This is a genomic window from Streptomyces formicae, from assembly GCF_002556545.1.
GTDB classification, from domain to species: domain Bacteria; phylum Actinomycetota; class Actinomycetes; order Streptomycetales; family Streptomycetaceae; genus Streptomyces; species Streptomyces formicae_A.
Window position 1 is genome coordinate 4,228,251 of the sequence record NZ_CP022685.1, and the last position, 25,241, is coordinate 4,253,491.

Genomic DNA, 25,241 nt, shown 5'->3' on the forward strand with positions numbered 1-25,241 from the left:
ACATCGCCCACGGATTTATCCACAGCCGTCTCGCCACCGGCCTCAGAACGTCAGCACCCCGCGCGCCACCCGCCCCGCCTCCGCGTCCTGCACGGCCTTGGCGAAGTCCTCGACCGGGTAGGTGGCGGTGACCAGTTCGTCCAGCATGAGCCGTCCCGAGCGGTACAGCTCGGCGTAGAGCGCGAAGTCCCTTTGGGGGCGCGCCGATCCGTAGCGGCAGCCGAGGATGGACTTGTCGAGGAACATCGACGCGACCACGAACGACGCCTCGGCCGTGGCGGCGGGCATGCCGAGCAGGACCGCCTGGCCGTGCCGGTCGAGCAGGTCGATCGCCTCGCGCACCAGCTCGACGCGGCCCACGCACTCGAAGGCGTGATCGGCGCCATCGGGCAGGATCTCCTTGACGCCCTCGGTCGAGCGCAGGAAGTGCGTGGCCCCGAACTGCCGTGCCACGGCCTCCTTCTCGGGGTTGGCGTCCACCGCGACGATGCGCGTCGCACCGGCGATCCGCGCCCCTTGCAGGACGTTGAGCCCGATGCCGCCCGTGCCGATCACCACCACGGACTCGCCCCGGTCGACCTTCGCCCGGTTGAGCACGGCGCCGACGCCGGTGACCACGCCGCAGCCGATCAGCGCGGCCGAGGTCAGCGGAATGTCATCGGCGATCTTCACCGCCTGCACGGCCTTGACGATCGTGCGTTCGGCGAAGGCGGAGTTGGCGGCGAACTGGTAGATCGGCCGCCCGCCGCGCGAAAACGTCTTGTCGGGCCTGCCGATGGCCTTGCGGCACATGGTCGGCCGCCCCCTGTTGCACTCCGCGCAGGCCCCGCAGCTCGCGATGGTCGACAGGGCCACGTGGTCGCCGGGCGCGACGTGGCCCACCCCGGCCCCCACGGCCTCCACGACCCCGGCCCCCTCGTGCCCGAGCACCACGGGCGGCGGGAACGGAATGGTCCCGTCGATCACCGAGAGATCGCTGTGACAGAGCCCGGCAGCGGCGATCGCGACCAGGACCTCGCCGGGACCCGGATCACGTATCTCCAGGTCATCCACGACCTCGACGCGCTTGCCATCGAAGACGACACCCCTCACCACGCACCCCTCACCGAGGCCCCCTGGCCTCTCTCGGCAGACCGAGCACGCGCTCGGCGATGATGTTCCGCTGGATCTCGTCCGAGCCGCCGTAGATCGTGTCGGCGCGGGTGAAGAGGAAGAGCCGTTGCAGGGCGTCGAGTTCGTACGGGGACGCCTCGGACCAGTCCGCGGGCCCGACGGTGGCCGACGCGCCCCTGACCCCCATCGCGAGCTCCCCGAGCCGCTGGTGCCAGCGCCCCCACAGCAGCTTGGCGACGCTCGGCGCCCCCGTGTCGGCGGCCCCACCGGCTCCCGAACCCCCCAGCGTCCGCAGCGCGTTCCACCGCATCACCCGCAGCTGCGCCCACTGCCGTACGAGACGGTCGCGGAGCACGGGATCGTCGGCCGCCCCGCCCGCGACGGCCTCGCGCAGCACGCCAGCGAGCTCCTCGGCGAACCCGATCTGCTGGACGAGCGTGGAGACCCCGCGCTCGAAGCCGAGCAGCCCCATGGCGACGCGCCAGCCGTTGCCCTCGCCGCCCACCACGTGAGCCACGCGCGCGTGGGCCCCGTCGAAGAAGACTTCGTTGAACTCGCTCGTGCCCGTCAACTGCCGGATGGGGCGCACCTCGATCCGTCCCGGCTGGTCCATCGGGACGAGCAGGAACGACAGGCCGTGGTGCCCCTGGGAGCCCTCCCGCGTACGCGCGAGGACGAAGCACCAGTCGGCGTCGTGGGCGAGCGACGTCCACACCTTCTGACCGCTGATCCGGTAGGTGTCCCCGTCCCGCACGGCGGCCGTACGCAGCCCCGCCAGGTCGGAACCCGCGCCCGGCTCGCTGTAGCCCTGGCACCAGAGGGCTTCCCCGCGCGCGATGGGCGGCAGGAACTCGTCCCGCTGCTCCTGGGTGCCGTGCGCGATGAGGGTGGGCGCCAGGAGGTTCTCGCCGATGTGTCCGTAGCGTCCGGGGGCACCCGCGCGCGCGTACTCCTCGGCCCAGACGACCTGCTGGGTCAGGGTGGCCCGCCGGTTCCCGTACGCGTCACAGTCCCAGCCGATGCCGATCCAGCCGCCGCGCCCCAACTCGCGCTCCCAGGCCCGGCGTTGGGTGCCGTCCTCGTGTTCGCTGCCGGGGCCGCCACGGCCGACCGATGCGGCGAAGGCGCCGGTGAGATGCTCGGCGAGCCAGGCCCGCGCCTCGGCGCGGAACTCCTCGTCGGCGGCGGAGAAGCCGAACTCCACGGCCCCGCCTACGCGTTCGGCCGGTCTTTGGCGGCCGCCGCCTTGGCCATGGCCTCCAGGTGCGCCAGCATCGGCATGGGGTCGACGCCGACCGTCCCCGGCAGGAAGTCGGCGATCTTCTGAGGCGTCCAGGCGCCGTCCGCGTACCCGGCGCGCAGCTCGCGCGGCTGCGCCCATACGGCGATCTTGGGGCCCGCGATCGTGTAGACCTGCCCGGTGATCTTCTCCTCGCGGGCCCGGTCGCTGAGCAGATAGGTGACGAGGGCGGCGACGTCCTCGGGCTCGCCGATCTCCTTGAGCTCCATCGGGACGTTCGCCGACATCCGCGTACGGGCGACGGGCGCGACGGCGTTGGCGGTCACGCCGTACTTGTTGAGGCCGAGCGCCGCGCTGCGCACCAGCGAGATGATCCCGCCCTTGGCCGCACTGTAGTTGGCCTGCGCGACGGAGCCCTGGTGGTTGCCGCTGGTGAAGCCGATGAGCGTGCCGGCGCCCTGCTTGCGCATGACGGCGGAGGCGGCCCTGAAGACGGTGAAGGTGCCCTTGAGGTGGGTGGCGACGACGGGGTCCCACTCCTGTTCGGACATGTTGAAGAGCATGCGTTCGCGCAGGATCCCGGCGACGCAGACGACGCCGTCGACGCGCCCGTACTCGGCGAGCGCGACGTCGACGATGCGCTGCCCGCCCGCCATGGTGGAGATGTCGTCGGCGACGGCGACGGCCTCGCCGCCCGCGGCCTGGATCTCCTTGACCACGGCGTCGGCTATCTCGCTGGTCGGCTCGCCGCCTTCCATGGAGACGCCGTAGTCGTTGACGACGACCCTCGCTCCCTCGGCTGCCGCGGCGAGCGCGACGGCCCTGCCGATGCCGCGCCCGGCACCGGTCACGGCCACCACCTTGCCTGCCAAGAAGTTCCCCACGTCCGGCCCCTTCCCGCGGTTTCTGACGGACCGTTAGATTCTATGACCCGTCAGATACCGAAAGACAAGCCCCGGGGAGGACTCATGTCAGACTCACCAGGCGCGGACGCGGCACCCAGCGGCCTGCCGCCGGAGTTCCACGACATCGCCAAGCGCGTGAACAACTGGGGCCGTTGGGGTTCCGACGACGAGATCGGCACGCTCAACCTCGTCACCGACGAGGTCGTGCGCGAGGCCGCCGCGACCGTCCGCAGCGGCCGGCGCGTGCCGCTCGCGCTGCCGCTCAAGGAGGACGGCGTACAGACCGGGATGATCCCCGGGCGGGTCAACCCGCTGCACACGATGGTGCAGATCAACCAGCAGATCTTCGGCCCCGGCACGGTCGCCACCAGCGACGACGCGGTCACGATGGGCTTGCAGACGGCCACCCACTGGGACGCGCTCACCCACGTCTCGCACTCGGGCAGGATCTACAACGGCCGCCCCGCCGACACCATCACCGCACACGCGGGCGCCCGGCACAGCGGCATCGACAAGGTGCCCTACGTCGTCTCGCGCGGCGTCCTGCTCGACGTCGCGCGCGCCAAGGGCCTGGACCGGCTGCCCGGCGACCACGCGGTCACGCCCGAAGACCTGGACGAGGCGGCGGAGTTCGGGGGCGTGACGGTACGGGCGGGAGACATCGCGCTCGTCCGCACCGGGCAGCTCCAGGTCTACCTGGCGGGCGACAAACACGCGTACGCCTACCCCTCGCCGGGGCTCTCGCTGCGCACGCCCGAGTGGTTCCACGCCCACGACGTCGCGGCGGTCGCCAACGACACCCTGACCTTCGAGATCTTCCCGCCGGAGATCGAGAACCTGTGGCTGCCCGTGCACGCGCTCGACCTGGTCGAGATGGGGATGCTCCAGGGCCAGAACTGGGATCTGGAAAAGTTGTCCACAGCCTGTGCGGAAGAATCCCGCTACGCCTTCCTGCTCTCGGCGATGCCCGAGCCGTTCATCGGCGGTACGGGGACTCCGGTGGCGCCGGTCGCCGTCCTGTAGCGGGCCCCGAGGCCCTCCCGGAAGGCGGCGCGTCGGCTTCCGCCCCGAGCGCGATGCCGCGCGCGCCGCCCATCCGGCTCCGGCGCTCGGCCCTGCCCCTCGCGACCCCGAAGGACCCTCGTGGCCCCGGAGGGCCCTCGCGACCCCGAAGGGACTGACGCCGGATCACGACCCACATCTCGTCAAGGACTCTCCCGTCACTGAGCATCCTCGACGTCCCCTCGCGGCGAATCGCTGTCACAAGCGTGATCAATCGGACACGCTACGTCAATACCCGCTCGGCAATTAGTGGCTTATGCACGCTTTGGCCTACCCGCGCACGGGCGCGCGCATCGTGGCACGTGACGGCGCATACGGGGGCAGAAGTCCAGGCAGGGGGCTCAGACCGCCTCGTACGCGGCATCCGCGTCGGCGTCGTCGTAGGTCGTCCCGTCGAACGTGGTCGCGGCGACGCCCGCGTCGCACCGGTCGATCTCGCACCAGATGCTCTTGCCCGCGCCCTCGTGCTGCCAGCCCCAGCGGTCCGCGAGGCCGTCGACGAGCTCCAGGCCGCGGCCGTTGGTGTCGTCACCCTCGGCGTGCCGGGGCCTCGGCGGGCGGGCGCTGCGGTCGGCCACCTCGACCCGGACCGTGCCCGGCGCGTCGGCGGGGCCGGGCATGCCGGGGAGCAGCATGCGCAGAACGGCCGGACAGCCCGTGTGCACAACGGCGTTGGTGACGAGCTCCGAGATCAGCAGGATGAGCGTCTCGGCCACCGGCTCGTCCGCCTGTATCCCCGAGCCCGCGAGCCGTGAACGGGCCCAACGCCTGGCCCGTCCCACCTCTGCGGGGTCGGCCCCGACCTCCAGCTGAACTTGAAGCACCTGCACCGCTCACACCATCCGAACCGGCGGACACATCGCCTCGCGACTCCACAGGGTCACGGAACGTGATCCCCTTGGGAGACAGCATGATTGACGTTCAGTCACCCCAACAAGCGCTTCGGGCATATTCCAGCGCGAAGGAGTACGCGTGCTGCATACTGTGCGACGCGCGCCGCGGGGGGTCGAACAGGCAGGCACGGATCCGCGTCCCGCCCTGCGAGCGGCGCGCATTGCCGGGTCCGGCGCGGCCTCAGGGGCAACACCGGGATGGCTCAGGCTCAGAACCACTCGCATCTCACACAAGGTACCCGAGGCGGACACCGACTCCGTGCCGTGACGAGTCACGCGTAGGACACAACCCGATATCGACGCTCCGTAGCGTCACGTCGCACGGTCACAGCGCAGCGGCCAGCGCCTCCTCCGCGTCGCCCGCCGAGCGCCCGGTACCGGCCCGCACCCAGGCCCGCTTCAGATGCAGGTGCACGTCCGCCTCCCAGGTGAAGCCCATGCCGCCGTGCACCTGGAGGCAGTCCCTGGCGTTGCGCACCGCGGCGTCGTCGGCGAGCAGCTTGGCCCCGCACACCTCCAGCGGGTCGCCGGTGACGGCCGCCGCGTAGACGGCGCCGCGGGCGATCTCGGCGCGTACGAGCATCTGTGCGCAGAGGTGCTTCACGGCCTGGAAGGCACCGATCAACTGTCCGAACTGTACGCGTTCGCGGGCATATTGAACGGCCATCTCCGTGGTGCGCGCGGCACTGCCGAGCTGCTCGGCGGCGGTGAGCAGGGCACCGGCGCCGTCCAGGAAGGGGCCGCCGTCCTCCCGGGGCGCATCGGCGGGCAGCCGGTGCAGCGGGGTCAGCGGGTCGACCGACCGGGCGGGGACGGCGCCCGCCACGTCCCCGCGCACCACGTCGGCCTCGTCGAGCCAGGCGACGAGCGGCCCGTCGGCGGCCGTCACCATCACGTCGCCGGACGCGGCGCCCGGAATCTCCCCGGCTGCGAGGAATGTGGCGACCAGCGGTCCGGGCAGCAGCGCCCGCCCCGCCTCCTCGAAGGCGAGCACCGCCTCGGGGAGCCCGAGCCCGACGCCGCCGTCGGCCTCCGGCAGGGCCAGCGAGAAGAACCCGGCGGCGCCGAGCTCACGCCACAGCTCCCTGTCTAGCGCGGCGGCCCCCGCCCGCTCGGAGGCGTCCACGGCGGCCCGCAGCGCCGTCCGGTCGAACCGCCCCTCCAGGAGGTCGCGCACGCCGTCCCGCAACGCGCGCTGATCCTCGGTGAGTTGGAAGTCCATACGGTCCTCACCGCCCCTTCGGGAGGCCGAGTATCCGCTCGGCGACGATGTTCTGCTGGATCTGCGAGGTGCCCGCGGCGATCGTGTAGGACAGCGAGGAGAGCCGGTCGTGGTTCCACGGGTGGCCGAGGTCGAGCGCGCCGGGTCCGAGCACGTCGGCGGCCGCTTCGTACAGCTCCTGGCGCGCGTGCGAGTAGTGCAGCTTGAAGACCGAGCCGCCGACGCCGGGCACCCCGCCGGTGCGCTGGGACTCGCTCACGTTCCACTGGGTGAGCCGCCACAGCGCGGCGAACTCCGCACTCAGGTGCCCGAGCCTGCGGCGGAGCACCGCGTCGTCCCAGCGGCCGTTCTTGCGCGCCTCGCGGGCGAGTTCGCCGAGGACGCGCCGACAGGCCACCACCTCCCCCACGAAGGCGGTGCCCCGCTCGTACGACAGGGTCACCATCGTCACGCGCCAGCCGTCGTTCTCGTCCCCCACGCGGTGGGACACCGGCACCCTGACCTCGTCGAGGAACATCTCGGCGAACTCCGTGGACCCGGCGAGCGTGCGCAGCGGGCGCACGGTGATCCCGGGCGCGTCCATCGGCATCGCGAGCCAGGAGATGCCGCGGTGCTTGGGGACGGACCCGCTCACCGGGGTGGTGCGCACCAGGAGTTCGCACCAGTCGGCGACCTCCGCGTGCGAGGTCCAGATCTTGGAGCCGCTCACCACGTAGTGGTCGCCGTCGCGCCACGCGCGCGTGCACAGCGACGCGAGGTCGGACCCGGCGTCGGGCTCGCTGAAGCCCTGGCACCACACCTCCTCGCCGCGCAGCACCGGCGGCAGCCACCGCGCGCGCTGTTCTGCGCTCCCTTCGGAGGCGATGGTCGGGCCCGCGTGCAGCAGCCCGACGAAATTGGCCCCTACGTAGGGCGCGCCCGCCTTCTCCGTCTCCTCCAGGAAGATCAGGTGCTGCGTGGGCGTCGCGCCCTGCCCGCCCGCGTCGACGGGCCAGTGCAGGCCCGCGTACCCGGCGTCGTACAGCCTGCGCTGCCACCCCGTGTCGTACGCGCGCCGCCCCGGCCAGTCCAGCGGGTCGGGGGGCGGCGGCAGTTCGGGCAGCGTCCTGGCCAGCCACCGGCTCAGGCGCGCCCGGAACTCGTCCTCCTCCGCGGTGTACGTGAGGTCCACGCGGCGCCTACCTCCCACAGCCCCACCGGGCTATCTGATGACCCGTCAGAAGTCAGGCTAGCCCCGCACCCCTGGACCGACAAGGCACCGAGGCTTACGCTCTCGACCTAATCTGACTAGCCGTCAGTTCAGCTCTTCACGAGGGGATCTGGAGCGCATGAGGACCTCGGAGAACGAGACCGCGTACGAACTGGGCGCCTCCCGCACCCTCTGGGAGCTCATCGAGCGCCGGGCCGCGCTCACCCCCGACGCCCCCGTCCTCATCCAGTCGGCCGACGACCCCGCCGACGACCGCACGCTCACCTTCGGGGAGCTGAGGGACCGCGCCGAACGCGTCGCGGCGGGCCTGTACGCGAAGGGCGTACGCCCCGGCACGGTCGTCGCCTGGCAGCTGCCCACCCGCATCGAGACCGCGCTGCTCTCCTTCGCGCTGGCCCGCGTCGGCGCGGTCCAGTCCCCGGTGATCCCCTTCCACCGCGACCGCGAAGTCGGCTTCGCGCTGCGCGAGTCGAAGGCCGAGTTCTTCGCGGTGCCCGGCGTCTGGCGCGGCTTCGACCACACCGCGATGGCCCGAAGCCTCGCCGAGCAGGGCGGATTCACGGTCTTCGAGGCGTACGACGAGCTGCCCGACGGCGACCCTTCGGTGCTGCCCGCGCCGCCCGCCGACGGCACGTCCGTACGCTGGATCTACTGGACGTCGGGCACCACCTCCGACCCCAAGGGCGTGCTCCACACCGACCGTTCGCTGATCGCGGGCGGCTCGTGCCTGGCCCACGCGCTGCACCTGACCTCCTCCGACGTCGGCTCGATGGCGTTCCCCTTCGCGCACATCGCGGGCCCCGACTACACCGTGATGCTGCTGCTCTACGGCTTCCCCGCGGTGATGTTCGAGCGGTTCGCGCTGCCCGACGCGCTCGACGGCTACCGGCGGCACGGCGTGACGGTGGCGGGCGGCTCGACCGCGTTCTACTCGATGTTCCTCACCCAGCAGCGCCAACTGCCGCCGGGCGAACGGCTCATACCGACGCTGCGCCTCCTCGCGGGCGGCGGGGCGCCCAAGCCTCCGGAGATCTACCACTCCGTCGTACGCGAGATGGGCTGCCAGCTCACCCACGGCTACGGCATGACCGAAGTGCCGATGATCACGATGGGCGCGCCCGACGACACGGCGGAGAACCTCGCGACGACCGAGGGGCTGCCGCCCGAGGGCATGCGGATCCGGATCACGGACGCCGAGGGCGCGGAGCTGCCGCCGGGGACGGACGGCGAGGTGCGGCTGCGCGGAGAGGCCGTCTGCCAGGGCTATCTGGACCCCGGGCAGAGCGCGGACGTCTTCGACGCGGACGGCTTCCTGATCACCGGCGACCTCGGGCACGTCAAGGAGAGCGGCCACCTGGTCCTGACCGGACGGGCCAAGGACATCATCATCCGCAAGGGCGAGAACATCTCGGCCAAGCAGATCGAGGACCTGCTCCACCAGCACCCGGCCGTCGGCGACGCGGCGGTCATCGGGCTGCCCGACCCCGAGCGCGGGGAACGGGTCTGCGCGGTCGTCGAACAGCCGCCGGGGGCACCGGAGCTGACGCTGGAGGCGGTCACCTCGTACCTGCGCGGGGAGGGCCTCGCCACCTACAAGCTGCCGGAGCAACTGGAGGTGGTGGAGGCCCTCCCGCGCAACGAGACGCTGCGCAAGGTACTCAAGTACCGCCTGCGGGAACGCTTCTCACGGCCCTAGGCCGGGCCGGGCCGGTGCGGTGCGGCTCAGCGGCGGGTCACTCGGGCACCGTGAAGTACGCCGCGAAGGCCCGCACGATCTCCTCCTCGGAGACCCGGCCGTCGCCGTCGGAGTCGAGCGCGGCGGCCGCCGCGGCCGCGACGTCCTCGGGCACGCCGAGTGCCTTCAGCGCGCGCTGGGCCTCCTGGGGGCTCGCCGCGCCGTCGCCGTCGCCGTCCGCGACGCGCAGCACCGCGAGCAGGAAGGGGCGCGCGAGCTCCGCGAACCGGTCGGGATTGTCCCGCAGCCGCTTCACCGCGCCGCCCACGAACTCGTCCCGGGTGATGCGCTGGTCCCCGTCCCGGTCCGCGATCCCGGCCATGCCCTGCCAGAACGCCTCGGCCCCGATGTAGAGGGCCTGGCCCTTCTCGGACCGCGCCGTGGCCCCGAACTCCGCGCACAGCGCGGCCGCCGCCGTGCTGAAGTCCTCACGGGAGATGTAGCCGTTGCCGTCCTGGTCGAAGGTGGCGAACCGGGCCGCGATCCTACGCTCGTACTCGGCACTGTCCATGATCTTCGGGCCGCCTCACTTCCGCGGTTGGGGGGTGTCTTCCGGGTACTGCCTGGTACTTCTCGCAGCGAGCGTACGTCTTCGCAGACGCCCGGGAGGCGGGAAACCGGCGCTTGTGCCAAGACCGCGGAAATTCTGCGACACGGGTGTGGCACAGCCGTGATGTGCTGCACTGTTCCGCGTGGAAGCGGTTGCGGCGAGTGTCATAGCGGTGTTGGGAACCCTGCTCGGCGCGGGGGTCACGCACTCCTTTCAGCGGCGGGCGATCGAACGGACGGAGGAGTTCACGCGCGGCGAGAAACTGCGGCAGGAACGGATCGACGCGTACTGCGCGTACGCGGGCGCGCTCGTCAGCTACCGGCGGCTCCTCGTCGACCGCTGGTTCCGGCGCGAGGAGAACCGCATCGAGGAGAGCGAGGCGGCGCGCTTCCAGTCCTACGAGCTGCGCTCCGAGGCCCAGGAGGCGCTGTTCCGGGTGCAGTTGCTGACCGCGGACGACGCGCTCGTGCGGCAGGCGGCGGAGGCCCTCGACCACGTCGCCGAGGTGCACAAGGCGGCCGACAGGGACGCGCTCGCCGAGCGGCGCCGGGTCTCGCGCGACGCCATCAACTCCTTCGTGGCGACGGCCAAGCGGCACGTGTGAGCGTTCACACGGCACATGTGACCGTTCACACGGCACGTGTGACCGTTCACGCGGAGAGCGGCGCGGCCTCTTCGTCCAGTGCCGACCCCACGTCCGGATAGACCTCGAAGAGCCGTCGTACGCCGAGGGCCGCGAGGACGCGGTTCACGTGCGAGCCGTCCTCCGCGCCGCGCGCGGGCAGGATCAGGCGCAGCCTGCCCTGGCAGGAGCGGATCAGGCGGCGCGTGGCGATCAGTACGCCGACGCCGCTGGAGTCGCAGAACAGCACTTCGGAGAGGTCGAGGACGATGCTGCGGCGGCCTTCCGCCACGGAGTCGTGCACGTGTTGACGCACCACGGGCGAGGTCAGCAGGTCCATCTCGCCGGAGACGCACAGCACGGCCCAGCCCGCCTGCTCGTCCGTCGTCACCTTGAGCGTCACGCGTCACGCCTCTCGCTCGCCCTGCCCTGCTCTGCCGACTCGGTCTGTCCGCCCTGCTCAGCACGTTGATCCGGAAGCAGTTCCTACGCTTCGTTCTGCTTCGGCTGCCCCACCTGTCTCCCATGAAACACCAGCAGGTCACCGTCACTATCATCCGGTGCCTGCCGGGGGCGCGCTTTGCCGTAAACAGGAGTGCGCTGTCAGCGGCGCCGACTACATTCGAGTGAGGGTCAGAAACGGTACGCAGGAGGGGGCCGCATGCCGAAGGACGCGCCGCGGCGCTGGGACCGCAGGATGCAGCAGCGGCTCGCGCACGGGGAAGCCGCCGCGCTCGGCGAGCTGTACGACCGCTTCGCCTCGCTGGTGCACGGCCTGGCCCACCGCGTCCTCGGCGACGAGAGCGCGGCCGACCGCATCACCCGCGAGGTCTTCTCGCACGTCTGGGAGAACCCCGACGCGTACGACCCCAAGCAGGGCCCCCTGCGCTCCTGGATCGCCACGCTCGCCCACCAGCAGGCCGTCCGCAGGCTCCGCCAGACCGAGTCGGCCGCCCTCGCCCGCGGCGGCGAGGGCACCAAGGAGGACCTGGAGCGCAAGGTCCGCCGCGCCTCCGCCGCAGCCCGCGCCGACTACATCGTCACGGCCATGCCCACCCCGCTGCGGGCCGCCCTTGAACTCGCGTACTTCCAGCGGCGCGACTACCGCCAGGCCGCCGCCGACCTCGGCGTCACCGAGGACGAGGCCCGGCGCAGGCTCCGCCTCGGCCTGCAACTCCTGTCCACGGCGAACGACGCGGGCGACGCGTCGGCGGGCCTGGCCCACGGCACGCCGCCCGGCACCTCGTCCGGATACGGGACGGCGCTGTGAGCGGCGCCGACACCCCCGAGCCGTTCGAAGGTCCGGACCGCCCCGAGCACCCCGACCACCCCGAGGAGGCCGGCACCGGCACTCCGGAGGGCGCGGCCGTGCCGCGCATACCGATGCCGCGCTCCTCGATAGAGGACACCGGAGAGCCCCTGCCCGACCCGCCGCCCCCGGAGCCCGTGGTGCCGCTCGTCCTGGAGCACCGCGTCCTGAAGTCCCTGCTCGGCGCCTGGGCGCTCGCCGCGTGCTCCGCGGAGGAGTCCGCGGCCGTCGAGGACCACCTGGGCGACTGCGGCCCCTGCGCGCAGGAGGCGCTGCGGCTGCGCGACGCCGTCGGCCTGCTGCACCCCGAGGAGAGCCTCGATCTCGACCCGGGTCTGCGCACCCGGGTCCTGGAGAGCTGCCTGGGCCGCCGTCCGCCGCGCATCCCGGTGCCCGAGTGGGCCGTGCCCTACGACGCGGAGACCGCCCGGCTCGACGCCCTCCTCCAGGACATCGGCGACTCGGAGTGGCACGCTCCCGTGCGGCTGCGCTGGTTCGAGGAGAACGGCCCGGTGAGCCGCAAGACGACCGTGGCCGGAGTCATCGCGCACCTCCTGGCCGTCGACGGCCTGGTCGGCCTCGCCCTCGGCCTCGACGACCCGCTGGGCCCCGACACCAAGAGCCCGCGCGACCCGTCCCAGCGCACGGAGGCGTACTGGCGCGCGTCGTACTTCCCGCCCACGCGCGCGGTGCGCGGCCCCTGGCGCGAGCAGACCCACGAGGTGATCCGCACGGTGTCGTTCGCGGGCGGCGGCTCGGGAAGGCTCCCCGTGCCGTACGGGACGGTCGCCCTGCCAGGACCCGACCCGGACTCGGACGCGGGAGCCGACGGGGTCCAGAAGGTCGAGCTGCCGCTGCGGGACTCGATGGTGGACCGCGCCTTCGAGTGCTGGATCCACGCGGGCGACATCGCCGACGCCGTGGACTACCCGTACGCGCCGCCCGCGCCGCGCCATCTGCACCGCATGATCGACCTCGCCGCGCGGATGCTCCCCGGCACGCTGGCCGACCGGCGCCGTTCGGGGCTCGCGGCCCCGTCCCGCGGCCTGGTCGCGGCGGGCGCGCCGGGCCGCAGTCTGCGCCTGGAGATCGAGGGGCTCGGCGGCGGCGAGTGGTTCATCCCGCTGGACTCCCCCGCCGCGAGCGCGTCCGCCGAGCAGGAAGTGGCGCACGTGGCGCTCGACGGCGTGGAGTTCTGCCGCCTGGCCGCGGGTCACGTCTCGCCGGAGGAGGCGGCCGCGGGTCAGGACGGCGACCGCGAGGCCATCCGCGACGTGCTGTTCGCGGCGGCCTCGCTGAGCCGGATGTAGAGGTAGACCGGCGGGGGTTACGCGAAGACGACCGTGCGGCGCCCGTTCAGCAGGATGCGGTGCTCCGCGTGCCACTTCACCGCGCGGGCCAGGGCCTGGCACTCCACGTCGCGGCCGATCGCGACCAGCTGGTCGGGGGTCACGTCGTGGCCGACCCGCTCGACCTCCTGCTCGATGATCGGCCCCTCGTCGAGGTCGGCCGTCACGTAGTGCGCGGTGGCACCGATGAGCTTCACACCGCGCGCGTGCGCCTGGTGGTACGGCTTCGCGCCCTTGAAACTCGGCAGGAACGAGTGGTGGATGTTGATGATCCGGCCGCTGAGCGCCTTGCACAGGTCGTCCGAGAGCACCTGCATGTAGCGGGCGAGGACGACGAGCTCCACGTTCTCCTCGCGCACGATCTCCAGGAGCCGCGCCTCGGCCTGCGGCTTGTTCTCCTTGTTCACCGGGATGTGGTGGAAGGGGATGTCGTACGAGGCGACGAGCTCGGCGAAGTCCGTGTGGTTGGAGACGACCGCGGCGATGTCCACCGGCAGCGCGCCGATCCGCGAGCGGAACAGCAGGTCGTTCAGGCAGTGCCCGAACTTCGAGACGAGCAGCACGATCCGCATCCGGTCCTCGGCGCGGTGGATCTGCCAGTCCATGTGGAAGGAGTCCCCGACCGCGGCGAAGCTGGCCCGCAGCTTCTCGACGGTCACCGGAGCCTCGGCCGAGAAGTGCACCCGCATGAAGAACAGCCCGGTGTCGTGATCGCCGAACTGCTGACTGTCCTCGATGTTGCATCCGGTCATGAAGAGATAACTCGACACGGCGTGCACGATGCCCTGCTTGTCGGGGCAGGAAAGGGTGAGGACGTACTGGTCAGCGGGCGCGACGGGGGCGGCGGACTGCTCGTTCATGCGCCCAAGGTTCCCACACACGCCGCCCGCCACGGGCCGCGTCCCGCCCCAGCTCAGGCGGACCGGGTCAGAATCCGCAGCACCTCGAGGGTCCGGGGAGCCACATCCGGATCCTCCCCATCGCCAACCGCCAGGCGAACGTGCGCCTCGCGCGCCGCGTGCACCGCCTCGGGCCACCCGGGGTGCTCCAGATAGACGGAGACCAGCGCGTCGGGCCCGACCTCGTGCATGATCCGCAGGACCCGCAGCACCGCCGCGTCGACGAGCGCCGCCTCCTGCGCGTCCCGGAAGATCGTGCCCACGTACTTCTCCGCGGACCAGTTGTCCAGCCACGTGTCCTCGACGAGCCGGTACACGGCATCGGTCACGTCCCCGTACTCCTCGCGCCCCGCGAGCCAGCACTCGCGCTGGAATTCGGGGTCGGAGAGCATGTGCAGCGCCGAGCGCACGTTGCTGCGCCAGCGCCACCACGGCATGTCGTTGGTCGGCATGCCGCCCATGGTGCTAGAGCGACGGCCGCGACGGGAAGACTTCTCCGAACCTTGCACGGTCATCGATCGTACGTTCCCACTCTCTGCACTCGAACCGGCCCCCGCACGTTCACGTTGATGTCACTGTCCGTTGGGAACGCGTCACGCCACGGTTGGGCTGCCACCGGAATCGTGCATACCCATGACCGGCAGGCGACGCACCTCCTTCCCCCGCCCCTTCCGAACCGCAGCGCTCTCCGCGGCCGTGGCGGCGGCGTGTACGACGCTCACAGCCGGGTGCGGGGTCATCCCTGGAGCCACGGGGGGTTCCAGGGAAGACCCCATCACCGTCATGACCTGGGCGCCGGAGAAGACCAAGGCCACCAACAAACCCGGCGTCCCCGCGATGGCCCAGGCGTACGCCCGCTGGGTCAACGCGCACGGCGGCCTCGACGGCCGCGAGCTGAAGGTTCTCACCTGCAACGACCACAACGATTCGGCGGGCGCGGCGGACTGCGCGCGCGAGGCCGTCGACAAGGACGTGGCGGCGGTCGTCGGCGCCTACAGCCAGCACGGCCGGTCCTTCCTCTCCCCCCTCGAAGTCGCGGGCATCCCCTACATCGGCGGCTACGGGATCACCGACGACGAGTTCAGCAGCCCGCTCTCGTACCCCGTCAACGGCGGCGAGCCCGCGCTCCTCGCGGGCAACGGCCGCCAGCTCGCCGCCCGCTGCGACCGCGTCTCCCTCGTACGCCCCGACACCCTGGCCGGCGACGAACTGCCCAAGCTGCTCAACTCCGGCCTCGCCGACGGCCACCACAAGCCGGTCGCCGACATCCGCGCGCCCGAGGACGGCACCGACCTCACGCCCCAGGCCGAGCAGGCCCTGCGCCACGCGGGCGCGGCCGACGGCTGTGTGACGGCGGCGCTCGGCGCGCGCACGGACACCTTCTACGACTCGTTCCGGCGCACCAAGGACGACTATCCGCCGGTACGGATCTCCTCGGTGCTCGGCAGCGTCGACCAGTCCCTCATCGACCGCACCGGCGGCGCGACGGGCCCCTACGAAGGGGCGTACGTCACCGGCTGGTACCCCGCGTCCGGCGACCCCCGGTGGTCCCAGATGCGCAAGGTCGTCCGTGAGCAGGCGTTCGGCGACAACCGGGTCGACCCCGCGGACGCGGGCGTGCAGACGACCTGGATCGCGTACACCGTCCTGAAGCAGGTCGTCGAGTCGCTCGACGGCGGCGAGGTCACCGCGGCCACGCTGCGCCGCGCCCTCGACGACGGGCTCAAGGTCGAGACCGGGGGCCTCACGCCCACGCTGAGCTGGCGCTTCGAGGACATGCTCGCGGCCAGCGAGTTCCCGCGCCTGATCAACTCCGACGTCACGTTCCAGGTGGTGCGCGACGGACGGCTCGTCCCCGCGCGCCAGGGGTTCGTGAACGTGGAGAAGACGCTGGAACAGACGGCGTAGCGGCGAGCCGCCTCAGAGCTGGGTCTTGTTCCGCTCGGTCAGCTGGTACTTGCGGGCGATCGCGTTCCAGTGGTTGGCGGCCTGCTCCTTGGCCGTCGTCGCCGCGTTGCTCTGCTTGTTGCCCGCCACGGTCTGCGAGGTGGTGCGGGCGTGGCCCTTCTTGCAGCCCTTCTTGCCCGCCACCTGGTGCGCCCACGCCGCGTAGTGGTTGTCGGCGGCCGCCGACGCCTTCCACGCCTTGTTGAGCGAGTTGACCAGCTGGTCGTTGGCCGGGAGCTTGTCGACCTTCAGCCCGGCGAGCCTGCTGACGAGGCCGTTGCGCTGCTTGGCCGCGTTGCGCAGGTCGGTGGCCGAGGGGCCGAGGTTCTGGCACTTGCCGACGTTGCGTACGGCGGCGATGACCGAGTCACGGCTGTTGTTGCTGTCGGCCAGGAGCTTGTCGAGGGCGACCGCCTGTTCCTTGGCCGGGTCGGCGGTCGGCGAGGGCTTGTCGTCGGCGGGGGCGGACGCGGAGACCGGCTTGCCGTCGTCCTTCTTCTCGTCGTCGTCGCCGCCGGAGCTCAGCAGCGCGCCCGCGCCGACGCCGAGCACGGCGATGCCGATGCCGACGGCGGCGATGAGCGGCACCTTCGAGCCGGTGCCGCCGCGACGCCCGCCGCCCCGGCCGCCGCCGCTGCCGCCCGGCTCGGGGGCGGGGACGGGCGCGGGGTGGTCCGGGGCCTGGACGCGGGGCATCTGCTGCGTGGAGGCGGGGCCTTCGGCCGCCGACTCGGTGCGGAAGAGGCTGTCGAACTCGGCGGGCGGCTGGCGGTCGCCGGGGGCGCCGGGGCGGATGCCGTAGGGCGCGGCGCCCGGCTCGGGCGGGGGCGTGTTCCCGCTGGGGACGGGCGCGATGAACTGGGTGGGGTCGCTGTCGGACAGCGGGGCGCCGGGCGCGGGCGCGGCGGGCGTGTTCGCGCGGCCGAGGAACTGCGTGGCGTCGGCGGCGGGAGCCTCGGGCGGCAGGGCGCCGGGTCCCACCGGGGGTATGTACTGCGTGGCCCCCTCGTCGCCGCCGGGAGCGGCGGGCACGGGGGCGATGAACTGCGTCGCGTCGGCGTCGGACCCGGCTCCGGGCGCGGCGACGGGCGGCAGCGGCATGCTCTGCGGGGCTCCGGCGGCGGGCAACTGCTGCGCCTGCGCGACCGGGGGCAGCTCCTGACCGGCCGCCCCGTGTCTCCCGTGACCGGGCTGGGCGGGGGCGGCGTGGGCGCCGTGCTGGGGCTGGGGCTGGGGCTGGGCGGCGTAGGGGTCCTGCCCGGCCTGGGGCGGGTAGCCGTAAGAGCCCTGCCCTGCCTGGGGCGGGTAGCCGTACGCGGCCTGGGCGGGCTGCTCACCGTACGGAGCCTGGCCGGGAGCCTGGGCCGGGTAGCCGTACGCCCCCTGGGCCTGCTCCGGCTGACCGGCGTGCGCGCCGTGCGCGGGCTGCGCCGGGTACGCGCCCTGGCCCTGCTGCCCGCCGTACGAGCCCTGCCCGGCGGCCTGGGCCGGGTAGCCGTACGAAGGATCGGTGGTCCCCGGGTAGCCCGTGTTCGCCGCGGGGGCGTAGCCACCCTGCTGCGACGCGTACGGGTCGGCGGACGGAGCCGCGCCCTCCGGAGGGAGGGGCATCGCCTGTCCCTGCGGGGACTCGGGCGCGCCCCATGCCTGGCCCTGGCCGTGGCCGGGCGGCGGACCCGCCGTCTCGGGACCCCAGGGCTGACCCCAGGGGCTGCCGCCCGCCGGGGCGCTGTGGCGGCCCGCGGACCCGGGCAGCAGCGGTTCGCTGCCGTCCGCGGGCAGCACGACGCCCTCGTGGGCGGGCCGGTCCGCGGGCTGCTGCGGATCGGAGGAAGCAGCGCCCTGACCGCTCTGCTGCGTCACCGGGACTCCTACATATGGGGGACCTACGGAACCGTCGGGTCACGCTACCGGGTCGCCACATCCCTCTGCCACGCAGCTCAGAACGCCGCCTTCCGCTCGGTGCCGGCAGTAACAAAACCTCGCGCCCCGACGCTGTCTATGGGCGCGAGGTCAGCTCCTCACGCCGCCTGGAGGTCGACGCGCGCCCCGAACTCCCGTACCACCGGCTCCTCCCGGTAGGGCTCCAGGCGCTGCTGGAAGTCGTCGAGGTACTCCGCGCCGCGGTTGGACCGCAGCGTGCCGAGGAGTTCCACGGCCTTCAGGCCCGTGTGGCAGGCCTGTTCCACCTCGCGCCGCTGCACCTGTGCCGTGGCGAGCAGCACGAGGCCGATCGCGCGGCGCCGCGCCCGGGTCTCCGGGTGGCCTTCGAGCGATTCCTGCGCGCTGCGGGCCGCCGCGTCGGCCTGCCCCAAGTCACGGTGGCAATGCGCCATTTCATCGGCCAGATACGCGTGGTCGAAGTGCCGGATCCACACCGGATCGTCACCGGACCCCGCTTCGCCGGACGCCCGGTCCATCGCGTCGACCGCGCGGCCCGCGACCACCTGCGTCGCGCGCGCGTCGCCGAGCAGCGCGTGGCCCCGTGCCTCGGCGGCGTAGAACATCGCCTCCGCGCGGGGCGTGACCCGGCCGCGCGTGCCCTCCTGCGCGGCGCGCGCCAACTGCGCGATCTCGCGCGGGTTGCCGAGCTGGGCGGCGAGGTGGCTCATCGAGGCGGCGAGCACGTACCCGCCGTACCCCCTGTCCCCGGCCGCCTGGGCCAGGCGCAGCGCCTGGATGTAGTAGCGCTGGGCGAGTCCCGGCTGGCCCGTGTCGACGGCCATGTAACCGGCGAGCTCCGTCAACCGCGCGACGGCCGCGAACAGTTCACGGCCCACCGCTTCCCGGTAGGAGCCCGCGAGCAGACCGGAGACCACGGAGTTGAGGTAGTGGACGACGACGGGACGCACATGGCCGCTGCCGAACTGGTGGTCGAGCTGGGTCAGCGCCTCCGTCATCGCCTTGACCGCCGCCACGTCCGAGAGCCCGACGCGCGGCCCCGCCGTGCGTCCGACCTGCGGGTCCGGCGAGGAGATCAGCCAGTCGCGGCTGGGCTCGACGAGCGCGGAGGCGGCCACGGACGAGCCGGAGAGGAAGTCCCTGCGGCCCACGTCGCTGCGCCACAGCTCGCAGACCTGCTCGATGGCGCCGAGAACGGTGGGCGAGAACTGCAGTCCCACGCCCGAGGCGAGGTTCTTGCCGTTCGCCATGCCGATCTCGTCGATGGTGACGGTGCGGCCGAGCTTGCGGCCGAGCGCCTCCGCGATGATGCCGGGCGCCCGCCCGCGCGGCTGCTGCCCGCGCAGCCAGCGGGCCACCGATGTCTTGTCGTAGCGCAGGTCGAGACCGTGCTCCGCACCGCACATGTTGACCCGGCGGGCCAGTCCGGCGTTGGAGCAGCCGGCTTCCTGAATGAGCGCTTGCAGCCTTTCGTTGGGCTGCCGCGCGACGAGTGGCCTGGCGGCCATGGCGTACCCCCTGTGTGCACCGGGACCATCGAACCGGACGGCCACCGTGGACCGTTTCTCGATGATCAATGCCCTTGGAGCAAACGGAAGATGCGCCACAAACGGGCGATAAGTGCAAACCCGGGCGTCCTCTGGTTGCCCCTGACCTGGCTACCCGCACATGGAAGCCATTTCCCCTGCGCGCCCCCGCCCGTGCACCCATGCGCCCCGTTCGCAGGATCGATGCTCCTCCTCCGCCCTCGCGTGCGCCCGTAACCCGAGGTGGCGGCGGGAGTTGAGAACTCCGTGGAAGAGACCATCGGAGTCACGTCAGCCGCGCAGATCCCGAAGCAGCGCGGAGAAGCCCTGCTGGACACGGCCGTGCGATACGCGGAAGAGCGTCACTGGGACGTGTTCCCCGGCACCTGGCTGGAGTCCGCCGAGGGCGCCGAGCAGTGCTCGTGCGGGGACACGGCGTGCGCCTCGCCCGGCGCGCACCCGGCGCGCGAGGACTGGGCGACGCAGGCCACCGGCAGCGCGACGGTGGCCAGGCGGCTGTGGCAGAAGCAGCCCACCGCGTCGATCCTGCTGCCCACCGGACGTACCTTCGACGCGATCGACGTGCCCGAGACCGCCGGGTTCCTCGCGCTCGCCCGCATGGAGCGCATGGAGCTGACGCTCGGGCCCGTCACCTGCACGCCCGACCGGCGCATGCAGTTCTTCGTGCTCCCCGGCGCCACGGCCAAGGTCCCCGACCTGGTCCGCAAGCTGGGCTGGCCGCCCGCCGCGATCGATCTGGTCACCCTCGGCGAGGGCACGTACGTGGCGGCGCCGCCGACCCGCTTCGGGGCGTCGGGCGCGGTGCAGTGGGCTTGTCGCCCGACCGCGGCCAATCGGTGGCTTCCCGACGCCGAGGAGATCATCTCTCCGTTGGCGTACGCCTGCGGCAGGGAAGCGCGACGCTAGGCGCTCCGCGGTCGGGCTGCGCCTTGCTCGTACCTCGGCTGCGGGCCGGCGGTGGCTGGCCGCGCAGTTCCCCGCGCCCCTGACGGGGCGCACCGCCCCTGCTGTGGGCAGGCGTTCCGCAAGGGCGGAACGGGTGGGCACAGCCCCCGGTGCGGACCAGCCGGGAGTCGACGTCGGGAAGCCCCACGTATCGTGCCGAGCACGGGCCGGACGGACGAGGGGCAGAGGCGTGACCGAGGCAGCACCAGCGGTACGGGTGGCAGGGCTCTGGAAGCGGTTCGGCGAGCAGGTCGCGGTCGCCGGGATCGATCTGAGCCTGCCCGCGGGCAAGTTCATCGGTCTGGTCGGCCCGAACGGCGCGGGCAAGACGACCACGCTCTCCATGGCCACCGGACTGCTCAGGCCGGACCAGGGCACCGTCGAGGTCGTCGGACACGACGTGTGGCGCGACCCGGTGGAGGTCAAGGCCCGCATCGGCGTACTCCCCGAGGGCCTGCGGCTCTTCGAACGGCTCTCGGGGCGCGAACTGCTCGGGTACACCGGGCGCCTGCGCGGACTGCCGGGCGCCGAGGTCGACAAGCGCGCCACCCAGCTCCTTGACGTACTCGACCTCGCGGGCGCCCAGCACAAACTGGTCGTCGACTACTCGACGGGCATGCGCAAGAAGATCGGCCTCGCCGCGGCGCTCCTGCACAACCCCGAAGTGCTCTTCCTCGACGAGCCGTTCGAGGGCGTCGACCCCGTCTCCGCCCAGACCATCCGCGGCGTCCTGGAGCGCTACACCGCGTCCGGCGCCACCGTGGTCTTCTCCTCGCACGTCATGGAGCTCGTCGAATCGCTCTGCGACTGGGTCGCCGTGATGGCCGCGGGCCGCATCCGCGCGCAGGGCACCCTCGCCGAGGTGCGCGGCGCCGCGCCGTCCCTGCAACAGGCGTTCCTCGAACTCGTCGGCGCGCACGGGCGCGACGCGGGCTCCGACCTCGACTGGCTGGGCGGCGGCGCCCGATGAGCGCCGCGGCCGCCCCGGGGATCACCCCCGTCTTCGTACGCCTGAAGCTGTCCCTGCTCCGCAACGGCCTGCGCCAGTCGGCGGGCCGCCGGGCCGCCTACATCGCGTCCGTCACCGTCGCCCTGCTCTTCGCCGCGCTGCAACTCCTCGGCCTGATCGCGCTGCGCGGCAACGAGCACGCCGCGACGGTCTGCGTGCTGCTCGTCGCGCTCCTCGCGCTCGGCTGGGCGGTGATGCCCCTGTTCTTCCCGAGCGGCGACGAGACCCTCGACCCCACGCGTCTGGTGATGCTGCCGCTGCGTCCACAGCCGCTCGTGCGGGCGCTGCTCGTGGCCTCGCTGGTGGGCATCGGGCCGCTGTTCACACTCTGTCTGGCGCTCGGTGCGGCGATCGCGCTCGCGCACGGCGCGGCGGCGTCCTTCGTCGCCGTGCTCGCCGTCGCCCTGACGGTCCTTGTCTGCGTGGCGCTCGCGCGGGCGGTCGCGGCCGCCAACATCCGCCTGCTGACCAGCCGCAAGGGCCGCGACCTGGCCGTACTCAGCGGTCTGGTCATCGCGGTGGGCGCTCAGGTCGTCAACTTCGGTGCGCAGAAGCTCGGTTCGTCCGGGCTCGACACGCTCGACCCCGCGGCGGACGTGGTGCGCTGGATCCCGCCCGCCGCCGCGCTCGGCGCGGTCGACTCGGTCAGCCAGGGGTCGTACGCGAAAGGGGCGGCCCAACTCGTCCTCTCCGCCCTCGCCCTGTTCGCCCTCCTCGCCCTCTGGCAGCGCAGCCTGACGCGCCTGATGACGACACCGGACGGCTCAACGCTGGCGGCGGAGCCGGACAAGGGCACGTCACGGACGTCCGGCGCCCTCGGCGCGCTGCTCCCCCAGGGCCGCACGGGCACCGTCATGGAGCGCAGCCTGCGCTACGTGTGGCGCGACCCGAAGACGAAGGCGGCCTGGGTGACGTCCCTGGCCATCGGCCTGATCGTGCCGCTGTTCAACGCGCTCCAGGGCACCGGGTCCGTCTACTTCGCGTGCTTCGCGGCGGGGATGCTCGGGATCCTGATGTACAACCAGTTCGGCCAGGACACCTCGGCGTTCTGGATGGTCGCGATGACGATTTCGTCGCCGCGCGACGCGTACGTCGAGCTCAGGGGCCGGGCCCTGGCGCTCCTCCTGATCACCCTGCCGTACGCCACGCTGGTCTCGGCCCTCACGACGGCGCTGCTCGGCGAGTGGCACGCCCTGCCCGAGGTGCTCGGGCTCTCCTTCGCGCTGCTCGGCGCGATGCTGGCGACCGGCGCGTGGTCCTCGGCGCGCTTCCCCTACTCGATCCCGCAGGAGGGCTACAAGAACGTGGCCCCCGGTCAGGCGGGCCTGGCCTGGATCTCGATCTTCGGCGGCATGGTCGCGGCTGCCCTGCTCTGCGCCCCGGTCATCGCCCTCGCCATCTGGCTGCACGCCTCGGGCTCGGCGTCCTGGAGCTGGCTGCTGCTCCCCGTGGGCGCGGTCTACGGAGCGGCGATCACCGAGGGAGGCGCGCGGCTCGCGGCGCCCCGCCTCGCGCGGCGGCTTCCGGAGATCCTCGCCGCGGTCAGCAAGGGCTGACACGTCGGCGGTCAGCGGGGCCGACACGCAGGCGACCCGCGAGCCATGTGGTTCCGCCCGTACGAGACGGGCGGAAGCCGGCCGGACGTACCGGCGGCTCGCGGGTCGGGTGACTGCTTGGGATTGGGCCGGCCGCACGCTCGTATCGCGCACTGGTCCGGCACCGCACTCGGTGTGGTGACGGGCCGCTAGCCCGCAGCCACCTCTCGCGTCCGCAATGAAATCACTGCCGGATCACCTCCTTTCGTCGAGTGGTGTACACACTAGGAAGCGGCCCTGCGACGCTCAACCGATTTAATTTCCTCCGGTCCGCCGCCCCGAACTTCCCTCCGTTTCCCTCATTTCCCTCCAACTTCCGGGAACTCCCTGTGGGGTGCGTCACGTTCGAGTTGAATGATCTGACGTGCGGTATACGCAGTGGGCACGGCTCATGCAGTACAGGCGGCTCATGAGGACGAGGACACGGCCTGCAGGGGGTCCCGGGTGAGTGCTTCCCGACGGAGCGGAACTACCGACGCGCTGGGCCCCGAAGAGCCCGATCCCGGCGGCGCCGAGCTGCTCGCGGCGCTGCTCGACGGCATGGACGCGGCGCTGTGCGCGCTCGACGCGGACGGTGTGGTGACGCACTGGAACCGCGAGGCCGAGCGGATCCTCGGCTGGACGGCGGCGGAGGCCGTCGGGCGGCAGGGGTTCTCCGGCTGGGCGGTGCGGGCCGCCGACGCGGAGGAGATCCAGGGGCGGCTGCTGTCCGCGATGGACGCCCCCGGGCGGCAGGTGCACGAGTTCGCGCTGGTCACCAAGGACGGCGGGCGGGTCCTCGTGCGGATGCAGTCCGCCGCGGTACGGGGCGGGGACGGCAAGCCCGCGGGGGTGTACTGCGCCTTCAGCGAGGTCCACGCGCAGATAGACCTGGAGCGGTCCATCGCCCTGAGCGAGGCCCTCTTCGAGCACGCGTCCTGGGGCGTCGTGCTCGTCGACGCCGACCTGCGGCCCGCCGTCGTCAACGAACACGCGGCGCGCGCGCTGGGGGTCGGCCGCACCGCCGTACTCGGACGGCCGCTCGCCGATCTGCTCGGGCAGGGCGTGGAGGAGCTGGAGAGCGCGCTCGCCCACGTCCTGGGCGAGGGCTCACCGCCCGCGCCCGCCGAGCTGTGGGTTTCCGTACGCGCCGCCGCCGACAAGGAAGGCGGTGGCTTCGAGCGGCGCTGCTGGCGCAGTGGCTTCGTACGACTGGCTTCGCCGCTGGCCGAGGAGCCGGTGCCGCTCGGTGTCGGCTGGCTCTTCCTGGACGTGACCGAGGCCAAGCAGACGGAGCAGGAGGCGTCCCAACTGCGCTTCCGCTCCCAACAGTTGCACCGGGCGGCGCGGGCGGCCGCCGAGTGCGAGGACCCGATGGAGGCGGCCACGGTCCACCTCGACTTCGCCCTCGCGGGCTTCGCCGATCACGCGCTGGTCGACCTGCTCGCGGGCGAGGACCCGGTCCGCCTGGTCCGGGTCGCGGCGACGCCCGCGGGGGCGCCGGGGCCGTGCCTGCCGGTCAGCAAGGCGGGCATTCCGGTGCGCTATCCCGAGGGCCATCCCGCGCCGCAGTGTGTGGCGCGGGTGGGTTCGGTGCGGGCCAGCGCGGGGGCGGGGGTGACGGATTGGGCCTCGGTGCGGCAGTGGCCCGAGGGGTCGGTCCACGCGTTGTGCGCGGTGCTGCGGAGCAGGGGGCGGACGTTGGGCGTCGTGACGTTTCTTCGGGGGCCGGGGCGGGTGGCGTTCGAACGCCCCGACGCGACGTATGCGGAGAGCGTGACGGCGCGGGTGGCGGCGGCGCTGGACTTGGCCCAGGCCCTGCCACGTTGACCGACCGCCTCTTTCGGCACCGGGGCGTCTTCCCCGCGTTCGGTGTGGTGGCAGACGGGGTTTCGCGCAGTTCCCCGCGCCCCTGAAGGGGCCCCCGTCGCGTTGCTGCTGGGGTGGGTGGGGGCTCCTTCCGTCCGCGTCTGGCGGTTGCCGTCCGGTTGTGGGGCGGGGCCGCGCCGGTATGTCCGTCCTCGCCGTCCCAGATGACCGCCGCGGTCAGGCACCTCGGCAGGTGGCCGCGAGTGCTCCGGGCGGACATACCGCCACGTCCCCTCCCGTCGCCCACCGGCTGCAGGCCGGTGGGGGTGATCCCCCACCGGCCCGCAGTCGCAAGCGTGCGAGGGCGGCGGGAGTCGGAGGCGGAGCCACCCCCACCGG

At 72.6% G+C, this 25,241-nt stretch carries 22 protein-coding genes; 10 read left to right on the forward strand and 12 right to left on the reverse strand.

The genetic code is table 11. The annotated features are described in order from the left end of the window. Positions 1-42 precede the first annotated feature (42 nt). Genes KY5_RS17885 through KY5_RS17895 form a run of 3 tightly spaced genes read right to left on the reverse strand, consistent with a single transcriptional unit; the run spans position 43 to position 3,237 of the window. The gene (locus KY5_RS17885; RefSeq protein WP_098247326.1) at positions 43-1,092 is read right to left on the reverse strand and encodes a Zn-dependent alcohol dehydrogenase; all 1,050 of its coding nucleotides are present in this window, start codon (positions 1,090-1,092) and stop codon (positions 43-45) included. A 10-nt stretch (positions 1,093-1,102) separates the two neighbouring features. Continuing rightward, complete coding sequence (locus KY5_RS17890) at positions 1,103-2,317, reverse strand: acyl-CoA dehydrogenase family protein (protein WP_098243194.1); 1,215 nt, start codon at positions 2,315-2,317, stop codon at positions 1,103-1,105. Positions 2,318-2,325: 8 nt separating this feature from the next. Then, complete coding sequence (locus tag KY5_RS17895) at positions 2,326-3,237, reverse strand: SDR family NAD(P)-dependent oxidoreductase (RefSeq protein WP_098243195.1); 912 nt, start codon at positions 3,235-3,237, stop codon at positions 2,326-2,328. 84 nt (positions 3,238-3,321) lie between these two features. On the opposite strand from KY5_RS17895, the gene KY5_RS17900 reads away from it, so the two are divergent. Beyond that, complete coding sequence (locus KY5_RS17900) at positions 3,322-4,281, forward strand: cyclase family protein (protein ID WP_098243196.1); 960 nt, start codon at positions 3,322-3,324, stop codon at positions 4,279-4,281. Positions 4,282-4,661: 380 nt separating this feature from the next. Here KY5_RS17900 and KY5_RS17905 read toward each other — a convergent pair whose 3' ends face one another. The 3 genes from KY5_RS17905 to KY5_RS17920 form a co-directional block, all read right to left on the reverse strand. Beyond that, a complete protein-coding gene (locus KY5_RS17905; RefSeq protein WP_098243197.1) occupies positions 4,662-5,150 on the reverse strand; it encodes an ATP-binding protein in 489 nt (162 codons plus the stop codon). 388 nt (positions 5,151-5,538) lie between these two features. After that, positions 5,539-6,435, reverse strand: a complete 897-nt coding sequence (locus KY5_RS17915; protein ID WP_098243199.1) for an acyl-CoA dehydrogenase family protein — start codon at positions 6,433-6,435, stop codon at positions 5,539-5,541. Positions 6,436-6,442: 7 nt separating this feature from the next. Further along, positions 6,443-7,606: an acyl-CoA dehydrogenase family protein gene (locus tag KY5_RS17920; RefSeq protein WP_098243200.1), complete on the reverse strand. Its 1,164-nt coding sequence runs from the start codon at positions 7,604-7,606 to the stop codon at positions 6,443-6,445. 157 nt (positions 7,607-7,763) lie between these two features. Between KY5_RS17920 and KY5_RS17925 the strand changes: the two genes are divergently transcribed. Continuing rightward, positions 7,764-9,341, forward strand: a complete 1,578-nt coding sequence (locus tag KY5_RS17925) for a class I adenylate-forming enzyme family protein (protein WP_098243201.1) — start codon at positions 7,764-7,766, stop codon at positions 9,339-9,341. 37 nt (positions 9,342-9,378) lie between these two features. On the opposite strand, the gene KY5_RS17930 is transcribed toward KY5_RS17925, so the two are convergent. Continuing rightward, on the reverse strand, positions 9,379-9,891 hold the full coding sequence (locus KY5_RS17930) for an EF-hand domain-containing protein (RefSeq protein ID WP_098243202.1): 513 nt from the start codon (positions 9,889-9,891) through the stop codon (positions 9,379-9,381). 211 nt (positions 9,892-10,102) lie between these two features. Here KY5_RS17930 and KY5_RS17935 point away from each other — a divergent pair, with 211 nt between their 5' ends. Continuing rightward, a complete protein-coding gene (locus KY5_RS17935; RefSeq protein ID WP_234362777.1) occupies positions 10,103-10,534 on the forward strand; it encodes a hypothetical protein in 432 nt (143 codons plus the stop codon). Between the two features lie 46 nt (positions 10,535-10,580). On the opposite strand, the gene KY5_RS17940 is transcribed toward KY5_RS17935, so the two are convergent. Then, the gene (locus KY5_RS17940; protein ID WP_098243204.1) at positions 10,581-10,955 is read right to left on the reverse strand and encodes an STAS domain-containing protein; all 375 of its coding nucleotides are present in this window, start codon (positions 10,953-10,955) and stop codon (positions 10,581-10,583) included. Positions 10,956-11,213: 258 nt separating this feature from the next. On the opposite strand from KY5_RS17940, the gene KY5_RS17945 reads away from it, so the two are divergent. Beyond that, positions 11,214-11,822 carry a sigma-70 family RNA polymerase sigma factor gene (locus KY5_RS17945; RefSeq protein WP_098243205.1) on the forward strand — a complete coding sequence of 203 codons (609 nt, stop codon included), beginning with the start codon at positions 11,214-11,216 and terminating at the stop codon, positions 11,820-11,822. Next, positions 11,804-13,171 carry an MDMPI N domain containing protein gene (locus tag KY5_RS17950; RefSeq protein WP_418952870.1) on the forward strand — a complete coding sequence of 456 codons (1,368 nt, stop codon included), beginning with the start codon at positions 11,804-11,806 and terminating at the stop codon, positions 13,169-13,171. The genes KY5_RS17945 and KY5_RS17950 overlap by 19 nt, the downstream gene beginning before the upstream one ends. 17 nt (positions 13,172-13,188) lie before the next feature. Here KY5_RS17950 and purU read toward each other — a convergent pair whose 3' ends face one another. Both purU and KY5_RS17960 read right to left on the reverse strand, forming a co-directional pair. Next, positions 13,189-14,070, reverse strand: a complete 882-nt coding sequence (gene purU, locus KY5_RS17955; RefSeq protein WP_098243207.1) for a formyltetrahydrofolate deformylase — start codon at positions 14,068-14,070, stop codon at positions 13,189-13,191. A gap of 53 nt (positions 14,071-14,123) precedes the next feature. Next, on the reverse strand, positions 14,124-14,624 hold the full coding sequence (locus tag KY5_RS17960; protein WP_098243208.1) for an SCO4402 family protein: 501 nt from the start codon (positions 14,622-14,624) through the stop codon (positions 14,124-14,126). Between the two features lie 118 nt (positions 14,625-14,742). On the opposite strand from KY5_RS17960, the gene KY5_RS17965 reads away from it, so the two are divergent. Further along, on the forward strand, positions 14,743-16,017 hold the full coding sequence (locus KY5_RS17965) for an ABC transporter substrate-binding protein (RefSeq protein ID WP_098243209.1): 1,275 nt from the start codon (positions 14,743-14,745) through the stop codon (positions 16,015-16,017). A 12-nt stretch (positions 16,018-16,029) separates the two neighbouring features. Here the strand turns inward: KY5_RS17965 and KY5_RS17970 are convergent, their stop codons facing one another. Together KY5_RS17970 and KY5_RS17975 are read right to left on the reverse strand one after the other, a co-directional pair. Next, complete coding sequence (locus KY5_RS17970; RefSeq protein ID WP_098243210.1) at positions 16,030-17,919, reverse strand: hypothetical protein; 1,890 nt, start codon at positions 17,917-17,919, stop codon at positions 16,030-16,032. A gap of 158 nt (positions 17,920-18,077) precedes the next feature. Further along, positions 18,078-19,466: a transcriptional regulator gene (locus KY5_RS17975; RefSeq protein ID WP_098243211.1), complete on the reverse strand. Its 1,389-nt coding sequence runs from the start codon at positions 19,464-19,466 to the stop codon at positions 18,078-18,080. A gap of 285 nt (positions 19,467-19,751) precedes the next feature. On the opposite strand from KY5_RS17975, the gene KY5_RS17980 reads away from it, so the two are divergent. The 4 genes from KY5_RS17980 (at position 19,752) to KY5_RS17995 (ending at position 24,863) form a co-directional block, all read left to right on the forward strand. Then, the gene (locus KY5_RS17980; RefSeq protein WP_098243212.1) at positions 19,752-20,411 is read left to right on the forward strand and encodes a bifunctional DNA primase/polymerase; all 660 of its coding nucleotides are present in this window, start codon (positions 19,752-19,754) and stop codon (positions 20,409-20,411) included. 229 nt (positions 20,412-20,640) lie between these two features. After that, a complete protein-coding gene (locus KY5_RS17985; protein WP_098243213.1) occupies positions 20,641-21,420 on the forward strand; it encodes an ABC transporter ATP-binding protein in 780 nt (259 codons plus the stop codon). Next, positions 21,417-23,015 carry a transporter gene (locus tag KY5_RS17990; RefSeq protein WP_098243214.1) on the forward strand — a complete coding sequence of 533 codons (1,599 nt, stop codon included), beginning with the start codon at positions 21,417-21,419 and terminating at the stop codon, positions 23,013-23,015. The genes KY5_RS17985 and KY5_RS17990 overlap by 4 nt, the downstream gene beginning before the upstream one ends. A 483-nt stretch (positions 23,016-23,498) precedes the next feature. Then, on the forward strand, positions 23,499-24,863 hold the full coding sequence (locus tag KY5_RS17995; protein ID WP_098243215.1) for a PAS domain-containing protein: 1,365 nt from the start codon (positions 23,499-23,501) through the stop codon (positions 24,861-24,863). Positions 24,864-25,241 lie beyond the last annotated feature (378 nt).